12 protein-coding genes are annotated in these 10,321 nt (G+C 59.7%); 2 read left to right on the top strand and 10 right to left on the bottom strand.

Annotation, left to right across the window (positions count from 1 at the left end):
- The coding region (locus EDD77_RS18005) for a hypothetical protein (RefSeq protein WP_172733310.1) at nt 1–304 on the top strand (304 nt) is incomplete at its 5' end.
- A 46-nt stretch (nt 305–350) separates the two neighbouring features.
- On the opposite strand, the gene EDD77_RS05035 is transcribed toward EDD77_RS18005, so the two are convergent.
- Together EDD77_RS05035 and EDD77_RS05030 are read right to left on the bottom strand one after the other, a co-directional pair.
- The gene (locus EDD77_RS05035) at nt 351–1,088 is read right to left on the bottom strand and encodes a YebC/PmpR family DNA-binding transcriptional regulator (RefSeq protein ID WP_058966582.1); all 738 of its coding nucleotides are present in this window, start codon (nt 1,086–1,088) and stop codon (nt 351–353) included.
- Between the two features lie 118 nt (nt 1,089–1,206).
- Nucleotides 1,207–2,562, bottom strand: coding sequence for an RsmF rRNA methyltransferase first C-terminal domain-containing protein (locus EDD77_RS05030; RefSeq protein ID WP_132587326.1), 1,356 nt, complete (start codon nt 2,560–2,562; stop codon nt 1,207–1,209).
- 130 nt (nt 2,563–2,692) lie between these two features.
- Here EDD77_RS05030 and EDD77_RS18000 point away from each other — a divergent pair, with 130 nt between their 5' ends.
- The gene (locus tag EDD77_RS18000) at nt 2,693–2,833 is read left to right on the top strand and encodes a hypothetical protein (RefSeq protein ID WP_156417391.1); all 141 of its coding nucleotides are present in this window, start codon (nt 2,693–2,695) and stop codon (nt 2,831–2,833) included.
- A gap of 178 nt (nt 2,834–3,011) precedes the next feature.
- On the opposite strand, the gene EDD77_RS05025 is transcribed toward EDD77_RS18000, so the two are convergent.
- The 8 genes from EDD77_RS05025 to yfmF all read right to left on the bottom strand — a co-directional run bounded on the left by EDD77_RS05025 (nt 3,012) and on the right by yfmF (nt 10,290).
- Nucleotides 3,012–3,434 carry a Mini-ribonuclease 3 gene (locus EDD77_RS05025; protein ID WP_058966586.1) on the bottom strand — a complete coding sequence of 141 codons (423 nt, stop codon included), beginning with the start codon at nt 3,432–3,434 and terminating at the stop codon, nt 3,012–3,014.
- A 57-nt stretch (nt 3,435–3,491) separates the two neighbouring features.
- Nucleotides 3,492–4,760: a GTPase ObgE gene (gene obgE, locus EDD77_RS05020; RefSeq protein ID WP_058966588.1), complete on the bottom strand. Its 1,269-nt coding sequence runs from the start codon at nt 4,758–4,760 to the stop codon at nt 3,492–3,494.
- 148 nt (nt 4,761–4,908) lie between these two features.
- On the bottom strand, nt 4,909–5,160 hold the full coding sequence (gene rpmA, locus EDD77_RS05015; protein WP_058966590.1) for a 50S ribosomal protein L27: 252 nt from the start codon (nt 5,158–5,160) through the stop codon (nt 4,909–4,911).
- 20 nt (nt 5,161–5,180) lie between these two features.
- A complete protein-coding gene (gene rplU / locus EDD77_RS05010) occupies nt 5,181–5,492 on the bottom strand; it encodes a 50S ribosomal protein L21 (protein ID WP_058966591.1) in 312 nt (103 codons plus the stop codon).
- A 167-nt stretch (nt 5,493–5,659) separates the two neighbouring features.
- Nucleotides 5,660–6,511: a bifunctional methylenetetrahydrofolate dehydrogenase/methenyltetrahydrofolate cyclohydrolase FolD gene (gene folD, locus EDD77_RS05005; RefSeq protein WP_058966593.1), complete on the bottom strand. Its 852-nt coding sequence runs from the start codon at nt 6,509–6,511 to the stop codon at nt 5,660–5,662.
- Nucleotides 6,512–6,552: 41 nt separating this feature from the next.
- Nucleotides 6,553–7,749, bottom strand: a complete 1,197-nt coding sequence (gene lgt, locus EDD77_RS05000; RefSeq protein ID WP_077138618.1) for a prolipoprotein diacylglyceryl transferase — start codon at nt 7,747–7,749, stop codon at nt 6,553–6,555.
- A complete protein-coding gene (gene yfmH / locus EDD77_RS04995; protein ID WP_058966595.1) occupies nt 7,746–9,020 on the bottom strand; it encodes an EF-P 5-aminopentanol modification-associated protein YfmH in 1,275 nt (424 codons plus the stop codon). The genes lgt and yfmH overlap by 4 nt, the downstream gene beginning before the upstream one ends.
- Nucleotides 9,010–10,290: an EF-P 5-aminopentanol modification-associated protein YfmF gene (yfmF, locus tag EDD77_RS04990; RefSeq protein WP_058966597.1), complete on the bottom strand. Its 1,281-nt coding sequence runs from the start codon at nt 10,288–10,290 to the stop codon at nt 9,010–9,012. The genes yfmH and yfmF overlap by 11 nt, the downstream gene beginning before the upstream one ends.
- Between the last annotated feature and the right edge of the window lie 31 nt (nt 10,291–10,321).

Genomic DNA, 10,321 nt, shown 5'->3' with positions numbered 1-10,321 from the left:
CGCTTGCGCGGCGGTCTTTTTGTTTTGCTCTCTTTCGCCTCCTACTAAGGTTGCAAACTTTCCTCAATTCCCTGTTGACTTTTTATTTGCAGACTTTGTTTTTAAAAACGCTCCAACAATGACAAACTGTGGAGCGGATCAATGTGCACAAATTTTTACTCTTTTATTTGTATGGGTTCATTATAGCATGCCCCTCGGTAAAAAGCAAACCACCCGCGGCAGCTCCACCCTTTCAGTCTGGCCCGGACTGGCGGCGGCTAATCCCCTGCTGCGGATACAAAAAGGCCCCGGCTCTTCCGATTAAACGGAAGGCCGGGGCCCACGGATTCGCAGTCAGAACGGGGGATGAATCAGCGATCCAGATCCTCTTCGTTCTCCAGGTTGTGCCACACGTTCTGTACGTCGTCATCGTCCTCCAGAGCGTCCAGCAGCTTGGCCATCAGCTTCTGGTTGTCCTCATCGGTGATGGCAGAGGTGGTGGAGGGCACCATTTCCACTTCAGCAGAGATGAAGGTATAGCCCTTGTCCTCCAGAGCCTGACGCACGGCGGAGAAGGCGTCGGGATCGGTGGTTACTTCCACCACGTCGTCGCCCATGTCGAAGTCCTCGGCGCCGGCGTCGAAGCAGTCCTCCATGACCTTCTCCTCGTCCAGACCTTCACCGTCCAGCACAATCACACCCTTCTGGGTGAACAGGAAGCCCACACAACCCATGTTGCCCAAGTTGCCGCCGAACTTATCGAAGTAGTGGCGCAGGTTGGCAGCGGTGCGGTTGCGGTTGTCGGTCAGGGTTTCCACCATCATGGCGATGCCGCAGGGGCCGTAGCCTTCGTAGGTGATGGATTCGTAGTTGTCCTTCTCGCCGCCCTCAGCGCGCTTGATGATGCGCTGGATGTTATCGTTGGGCACGTTCAGGCTCTTAGCCTTGGCGATCAGGTCACGCAGCTTGCCATTGCTGGCGGGGTCCGCGCCGCCCATGCGCACGGCAACGCCGATCTCGCGGCCAACCTTGGTGAACAGCTTGGCCTTCTGGCCGTCGGTCTTTTCCTTCTTGCGTTTGATGTTATTCCATTTGCTATGTCCAGACATGGAAACTTCCTCCTATTTTATGCCGAGCCGCAAGCCGGGCCCGAACGATGTGCGGTAACTAAATAATTTTAGCACAAAAAGCCCTCTTCTGGCAAGTGCCCGGGGCCTCAGAAGCCCATTATTTCAGGTTTCGCAGGGCTTTTGGATAGTGGTTTTTCACCTTTCCCCCGCTCACCTTGCCTGCGCCCAGCGAAAAGCCGTCCACCAGCACGCAGCACCAGCCGTTTTGGGCGGTGCGCGCCTCGATTTCCTCGCCCCGCAGCCAGGCGGCGGTGCGTTCATCGGAAAGGGTCAGCTGCTCCTGATTGGTGCATGTATGGCCAAAGGCGGTGAACAGATGATGGGCGGGCACAAACCGCCCTTTCTGCACGGTACCAGCCGCGACGCCGCAGCGCATCACCCGCAGTTTGTGGGGCGGCAGCGGCGTCTCAGGCGGCAGAAGCAGCAACTCGCCTGCCTTGAGCAGCGGCCGGTCGGCAAGTGCCGGAAAATACTGCCGGGCAAATTCCAGCCATTCCTTGCAGGGCTTGGCCGGCTTTTCCGGCTTGAAGGGGCGGCCGGCTTCGCTTTCCGCGCTTTTCACCAGTTTTGCCATGAAATGGCCCTCGCCGCCCTGGAAGGGCCAGATACGACGAACCAGATTTACATCAAAGGGATGCTCCCCGCAGCGGTTTTCTTCGCCCGGGCTGCCAAAGGCTGCACCAGTATCCACCAGTGTAAACTCCGGATGGCGGGCAAGGAATTCCCCGATCTGGCCCTCGTCCTCCTCCGGCGCAAAGGTACAGGTGGAATACACCAGCACCCCGCCGGGGGCCAGCAGGGCAGCGGCATTGTCCAGAATCTCCCGGCCAATGGCGGCACACTGGCGTACCAGCCCTTCGTTGTGCTGGGTCAGCGCCTGCGGCTCCTTGCGGAACATCCCCTCGCCGGAGCAGGGCGCATCCACCAGAATCCGGTCAAAAAACGCCGGGAAAGCCTTGGCCAGAGCGCCGGTGTCACTGTTCAGCACCACCGCGTTGGCCACACCCATCCGCTCCAGATTGGAGCGCAGGATTTCGGCCCGGCCTGCATTGTATTCGTTGCTTACCAGCAGCCCCTGCCCCTGCAGAGCTGCCGCCAGCTGGCTGCTCTTGCCGCCGGGCGCAGCACACATGTCCAGCACCTTCATGCCGGGCTGCACATCCAGCAGCGCCGCCGGAGCGCTGGCCGAGGGCTCCTGGGAATAAAATGCCCCGCCATGGTGATAGGGATGACGACCGGGCTTGAAGTCCGGCTCTTCCACCGCAAAGCCTTCGGCGCAGAAGGGCGACGGTTTCAGTGCAAGTCCCGCCAGCCGGGCAAACTCTTCCGGCGTACAGCGCAGCCGGTTTACGGTCACGCCCCGGGCCGCTTCCTCGCTGGGGGCCGCGTAGTATTCCGCGTAACGTTCGCCCAACAGGGCCCGCTCACGCTCTTCAAAATATTTTGCCTGCAATGCCATACCACCTTTGTATAATGGGTCTTGTTTGGGGTTACACTAGGAGCGAAGAGGCACAGCGGATAAGAAAACACGCCGGGCAAACGCCCCCGCTCCCTCTTCGGATTCGGAAAGGAGATCACAAACCATGGAAAACCGTAACGCGAAAAACAGTATGAACAGCCGCAGCGCCAAGAACAGCGCCAAGAACGAAAGCACCAATGCTACCAGCAGCACTTCCAAAAACAGCAAGAGCACCGGTGCTTCCAACATGAAAACCGGCAAGTAACACCGGCAATTCCCCCGCCGGGCACGCACCGGCAAACACAGCCCTGACAAAATACAGGGTGTGAAAAGGCTGAGACCCTCGGAACCAATCTTTCCTGTTCCGCCGGTCTCAGCCTTTGTTTGCGTTTTCCGGCAACGCTCTGCCGCTCTTCGGGGCAAAGCGTTCCAGGGAATGCCTTTTATTCCGGCTTTTCCACTGCCAGCGGGTCGTAGCCCTCCCACAAAAGGTCGAACAGTTTCTGAATGCGCTGGTTCTGGCCGGTGAGATACAGCCAGCCGAACAACGCCTCAAAGCCGGTGGATGCCCGGTATTCCTGAGGGGTTGCGTGCTTGGCCACGGTGGCCTTACTGGCGTTCTTGCCCCGGCGCAGCACCGCCTGTTCGGTCTCGGTGAGCTGGTCCTCAATGGCAGCCAGCGCCCGGTTCTGGCCCTTGGCGGATACATATTTCACGCAGGCCGCGTGCAGCTTGCCGGGCACCAGGCGGGTGCGTTCCACCAGCCGCTGGCGAACCAGCAGTTCGAACACACCGTCGCCCACAAAGGCCAGATTCAGGGGAGACTGCTCCCGGATATCCACTTCCGGATTTGCTTCAAACAACATGGTTTTTGCCTCGTTTCATGCCGCGCGACGCGCGGCTCAGGTCAGAATGATACTGCCTTAGAAGATATAGTCAAACTGGTATTCGCCGATCTTGATGGTGTCCTCTTCCTCAACGCCCTGAGCCACCAGATCACGCAGAATGCCGCTTTCGTCCAGCTGACGCTGGAAGTACTGCAGGCTTTCGTAATCATCCACATCGCTGCCGGCCAGAATGCGCTCCAGCCAGGGAGCAGTGATGGTAAACTCGTGGTCGGCGGTCTTTTCGATGGTATAGGTGCGCTCGTTGGGGTTCACCGCGTAAGGTACGAAGTCCGGCTCAAACACCTGCACCGGAGGCAGCTGCTGCAGCCGATCCCACACGATGCCGGGCAGATTCTTCAGGCCCTGATTGGTGGCAGCAGAGATGGGCATGAAGGTCAGGCCCTTGCTTTCCACATAGGACTTGAAGCTCCCGATCTGCTCTTCGGTGGCGATATCACACTTGTTGCCCAGCACGATCTGGGGCCGGGTGGCCAGCTCGGGGCTGAAACTCTGCAGCTCGGTGTTGATCTTTTCGAAGTCCTCCACCGGATCGCGGCCCTCGCAGCCGGACACGTCCACCACATGCAGCAGCAGACGGCAGCGCTCCACATGGCGAAGGAAATCATGACCCAGACCGATGCCCTCGCTGGCGCCTTCGATCAGGCCGGGGATATCCGCGGCCACGAAGCTCTGCTCGGGGCCCACCTTCACCACGCCCAGCACCGGGCTCAGGGTGGTGAAATGATAGTTGGCAATCTTGGGTTTGGCCGCACTGATCACGCTGATCAGAGTGGATTTGCCCACATTGGGGAAGCCGATCAGACCCACGTCGGCGATCAGCTTCAGCTCCAGGCGCACCTCGTACTCCTCGCCGGGCAAGCCGGGCTTGGCAAACTTGGGAATCTGACGGGTGGGGCTGGCAAAATGGGTGTTGCCCCAGCCGCCCTTGCCGCCCTTGGCCACGATTACCGGCTCGTCGCCGGAAATATCGGCCATCAGCAGACCACTGGCAGCATCGCGGATGAGGGTGCCGCGGGGCACCTTGATGACCAGATCCGGGGCGTTCTTGCCGGTGCAGCGCGAGCCGCTGCCATTTTCGCCCGGCTGGGCGGCGTACTTGCGCTTATAGCGAAAATCCATCAGGGTGGACAGGTTGTCGTCGGCCACAAAAACCACGTTGCCGCCACGACCACCGTCGCCGCCGTCCGGGCCGCCGGCCGCCACGAACTTTTCCCGATGGAAGCTCACAGCACCGTCGCCGCCTTTGCCTGCTTTGATGGTGATCTTCGCCACGTCTACAAACATCGACATTGTTTTTCTCCTTTTTTCATAATGGAAAATGGGGATGGAGCGTGCGGCAGCAGTATCACGCTGCCCCTGTGCCTTATTACCAGTATGCCCCGTTACAAACAAAAAGCCAGGCCCAATCAACAGGCCTGGCTTTTGAAAGATCTTACTGCTTAACGCTGACCTTCTTGCGGTCACGGCCCACGCGCTCGAAGCTTACGCGGCCGTCCACCAGAGCGAACAGGGTATCGTCGCTGCCGCGGCCCACGTTCTCACCGGGATGGATGTGGGTACCACGCTGACGAACCAGGATGTTGCCGGCCAGAACGAACTGACCGTCGGCGCGCTTAACGCCCAGACGCTTGGACTCAGAGTCACGACCGTTCTTAGTAGAACCTACGCCTTTCTTATGTGCCATAGTAGTTTACACCTCCGTTATTAGCCCTTGATGGCAGTGATCTCGACCTTAGTGTAGGGCTGACGATGGCCCATGCGGCGGGCGCTGCCCTTCTTAGGACGATAAGTGATGATGTTCAGCTTCTTGCCCTTGCCGTTCTTCACGACCTTGGCCTCGACGCTGGCGCCCTCAACAACGGGAGTGCCCACCTTAACGGAGCCCTCGTTGCCGACAGCCAGAACGGAGTCGAAGTTCACATTGGTGCCTTCAGCAACGTCCATCTTCTCTACGAAGATCACGTCGCCTTCCTGTACCCGGTACTGCTTGCCACCGGTAACAATGATAGCGTACATAGTGTTTTGCCTCTCTTATATAAGTCTCGCTGGACTAGTGGGCGGGTGATGTTGCACACCTCTTGGGTGCCCGAACCATGCGGCTATACTACTATACCACAACTTTTTGGTGATTGCAAGTGCTTTTTTGGCCTTACAAGGCCATTTTTTGCAGTTTTCTTCTTTTTTTACCGGCCGGTCTGCCGCCGGGCAGCCTGGATGGTGTTCACCAGCAGCATGGCCCGGGTCATCAGGCCCACACCGCCGGGCACCGGGGTGATAAAGGAGGCCTTCTGCTCGGCAGCGGCAAAATCCACATCACCGCACAGCTTGCCGTTCTCGTCCCGGTTGATGCCCACGTCGATGACCACCGCGCCGGGTTTCACCATATCGCCGGTGACAAATTTCGCCTTTCCGATGGCCGCCACCAGAATATCCGCTTCGCCGCACAGCTGGGCCAGATTCTCGGTTTTCGAGTGGCAGATGGTCACAGTGGCATTCTCCCGCAGCAGCAGCATGGCTGCAGGCTTGCCCACGATGTTGCTGCGGCCCAGCACCACCGCCCGCTTGCCTGCGATGGGCATGCCGGTGCTTTTCAGCATTTCGATGCAGCCCGCCGGGGTGCAGGGCAAAAAGCACTCTTCCCCGATCATCATCCGGCCCACGTTCACCGGCGAAAAACCGTCCACATCCTTTTCAGGAGGGATGGCAGCAATCACCGCCTGCTCGTCGATCTGAGCGGGCAGAGGCAGCTGAACCAGAATGCCGTGAACACTCCTGTCCTCCGCCAGCTGTTTCAGCTGTTCCAGCAGCTGGTCCTGCGTTGTGTCGGCAGGAAGGCGGAGCATCCGGCTCTCGATGCCGCACTCGCGGCAATCGGACTCCTTGCCCCGCACATAGACGGCACTGGCCGGGTCGTCACCCACCAGAACCACCGCCAGACAGGGGTTCACTCCCCCGGTCTTCAACTCCTCTACCTGACTGCTTACCCGCTGTTTGATGCGGGCGGCCAGCTCTTTGCCGCTGATGATCTGCGCCATGGCTTCCTCCTTATTCCACGGACAGAACTGCCCGTCTGCGTTTATTTTTCATCCAGTCCCTGCGTGAGCGAACTGTTCGTGGCCGCACGCTCCTCCGGGTCTACCGGCAGCTGCGCAAAGCGGGCGTTTTCCTGCCGCACGCTTTCCTGCATTCCGGCATCCATCTCTGCCTGCTCCAGCTTCTGACGGATCAGAGAATCCCAGTCAAACGACTGCTGTTCCTTCTGCGCCTGTGCAAACTCTTTGTGAGAAGCGCTGGCGGGCAGCTGACGCTGCATTTCCTCCAGACTCACGCTCTGGCCCAGAGCATCCAGTTTGTCGGCCCAGTTTTCCCGGGCGGTCTGGAATTTCTTTTCCGCCGTCGTGCTCAGCGGCAGATCCACCATCAGCTCCCGTTTGCCGATCTTGCGGCGGATCACCACAATGGCGACTACTGCCGCCACCACGCTGACCAGAGCGACCAGCTGGCTGACCCGCAGATTCACACCCGGCAGCAACAGGCTGTCGGTACGCAGGCCCTCAATCCAGAAGCGGCCCGCGCCGTACCACGCGGCATACATCAGCGCGATCTCGCCGTTGAAACGGCGTTTTTTCATGTAGGCCCACAGGGCGAAGAAGCCCACCGCGCACCAGATACTCTCATACAGGAAGGTGGGGTGCACCGGCATGCCGGGATCCACAATCACGCCTTCCTGGGCCAGAGTAGCCTGCCAGCTGCTCAGATAGTTGGCAGTGGCCTGACTGTACATGCCCCAGGGCAGGCTGGTGTTGGTGCCAAAGGCCTCCTGATTCACAAAGTTGCCCCAGCGGCCAATGGACTGCCCGATCAGAAAGCCCATGGCCACCAGATCAAAGGTGGCGGGAATGGACAGCTTGCGCCATTTGCAGGCAAGGCCGCCAAACACCGCCGCGCCGATTACGCCGCCGTAGATGGCAAGGCCGCCCTGACGGATGCCGATCATATCGGCAAAGCTCTCATAGGGCACCGGAGAAAAGATCACATAGTAGGCCCGGGCGCAGATCACCGCACACACACTACCCACCAGTACCACGTCCACAAGGCGGTCGGCATCAATACCGAAATCCACCGCATAGTGGAAGGCAAACACCAGCGCCAGCAGAAAACCGGTGGCAATCAGCACGCCGTACCAGTAAACGTCCAGCCCGCCAATGGTAAATGCCACCCGATTGATATTGAATTCCAGCCCCAGACCGGGGAATTGCACCAGATTCGTCATGCGTTCTCCTCCTGCTTGGGCCAGATGATGACGGTGGACGAGCGTTCCGGGCGCAGCATGGTCTGCAGCGCCTCGTCCACTTCCTGCCGCGTCACGCTGGCCAGCGCCTCAATCTCCTCGGTCAGGCTGCGCTTACGGAAGAAGCTGCCGGCCAGCGCGGTGGCACTGTCCTCAATGTTTTCCAGATCCTGCAGCATCTCGCCATAGGACTGGTTCTTACACAGGGTGAACAGCTCCTCGTCCACGCCCTCTTTACGCAGCCGCTCGATTTCCTCCAACAGCATACCGCGCACCTTTTCCGGCTGCTCGGTCTCACCGGTGAAGAGGAAGCAGCAGCAACCGTCCAGCACAAGAAACTCGCCGCCGAAGCCCGGGTTCACCAGTCCCTGATCATAAAGGGTTCGGTAGAACCTGGTCATGCCGCCGCCCACCAGCTCGGTGAGCATATCACAGATGATCTCGGCCCTGGCGCCTTCCACCGGGGTCTCCTTGAAGCCCACACCCAGACAGGGCTTGGCCAGCTGCATGGAAAATTCCAGCCGCTCTCTGGCAACACTTTCCGGCTCCTGAGGCTGAATCCGCTTCACCGTGGCAGGCTTTGCGGGCAGCTTGGCCCGCTTGCAGGCGGCCAGCACCTGCTCGGTGGTAATGTTGCCCGCCACCGCCAGAACCATATTGCCCGGGTTGTAGAAGCCCTTACAGCAGTCGTACAGCATTTCCGGGGTGATCTGCGCGATGCTCTCCACCGTGCCGGCAATGTCGTTGCGGATGGGATGGTTGTGATACAGGCAGCCAAACAGGCCGGTCATGATTCGCCAGTCCGGGCTGTCGTCGTACATTTTGATTTCCTGGCCAATGATCCCCTGCTCCTTCTGGATGGTCTCCCTGGTGAAGTAGGGCTCGTTTACCATGCTCAGCAGGATATCCAGGCTCTCGTCCACCTGCTGAGTAGCGGTGAACAGATAGCAGGTTTTGTCGAAGCTGGTGTAGGCGTTGGCTGCCGCGCCGGTTTTGGCAAACTTGGCAAAAGCGTCGCCGTCCTCGCTCTCGAACATTTTATGCTCCAGAAAATGGGCCACACCCGCGGGCAGACTCACCCGGCGGCCATCCACCTCAAATTCCAGATCGATGGAGCCAAAGCGGGTGCCGTAAATTGCGTGCACGCCGCTGTATCCGGGCATGGGCCGCACCAGAACGGTCAGGCCGTTTTCCAGTACCACCGATTCACAGGCCACGGCGGCGCGCACCGCCTGCATGGGTTCATTCTGCATGGCTGGGCTCCTCCTTTTTGGTCACAAGATAGCTCACCGAGTAGCGGAACCCGGAAAGAATGGCGCGCACATCCTCGGCGGTCACCTCGTTCAGCTGGCGGGCTGCCTGCTCGGGGGTATTCACGTTGCCGCCCCGCAGGATCTCGTTGTAATACCAGTTTTCCAATCCGGCCAGGCTGTCGCCCACACTGTTCAGACCGGACAGAATGCCCCGGCGGCTGTTTTCCAGCTCTTCTTCGGTGATGGGGCCGTTCACCAGATCATTCAGCTCCTTCAGGATGGCCTGCTCCGCCTTTTCGGCGTTGGCAGGCTCCACGCCGCTGTCCACCATCATGAAGGCGGTGGGCGAAGCGAAGCGGCTGGCGCAATAGTAGCAAAGGCTCTGCTTTTCCCGCACATTCAGGAACAGACGGCTGGTGGCGGAACCGCCGAACACGCTCATGGCCAGCCGGAAGGCATTCAGCTGCTCCGGCTTTACGCACTGGTTCCAGGTAAACAGCATGCACAGCTTGGCCTGTACCAGATCCATCTCCTCCCGGAAATGCTCCACCGGCTGCGCGGGCATGAACAGATAGTTTTCCAGCTGAGCCGGCTCACGCTGCACTCCGGCCAGCTTTTCCAGCGTCATGCGGCGTACCACATCCTCGTCCGCGCCCAGGCAGATCACGTCCAGCTGAGCGGTACGCAGCATCTCCTGGTAGGCGGCGGTCAGGCTCTCGCAGGTGACAGAGGGCAGATCGGCCAGATAGCCGTCCCGCTCAATGCCCGCGGGAGAATCGCCAAAGAATTTGCGCCGGGCCTGCCGCACGCAGTACAGGCGCTTGTCGTTGATCTCGCTTTCCAGCTGGCGGGCCAGAGTGGTCTTTTCAATTTCCACTGCCTCGCGGCTGAAGCAGCCGTTTTCAAAGTAGGGATCAAAGGCCACGCCGAACACAATGGCCGCGTATTCAGCGGTGAGGGCCTCGCCGTTCAGAGCAAACCGATCCTTGATGCCCGTGATGGAAACACTGAGCACCCGGCTGGCGCCCTGCATGCTGGTTTCCACCGAGAGGGCCGCGCCATACAGGCGGGCCAGCTTTCGGGTCAGCTGGGTCATATCCGGGCAGGCGGCATAGCCCCGATCCATCACCAGGGGCAGAAGAGCCTGATCGGTAGCCTTTTCCCGGCTGGCGGGAAACCGGAAATGCAGCGAGATCCGGCAGCGGTTGAATTTATCCGCCGGGATGCAGTTCAGATGCACCCCAGGCGCAAGGCATTCGCGTTGTAACATCGGTACTCCTTCGTTTCGAGGAACAAAAGCT

Origin of the sequence: Allofournierella massiliensis, assembly GCF_004345265.1 — a bacterium.
GTDB lineage: Bacteria > Bacillota > Clostridia > Oscillospirales > Ruminococcaceae > Allofournierella > Allofournierella massiliensis.
This window is presented reverse-complemented; position numbering and strand designations above follow the sequence as displayed.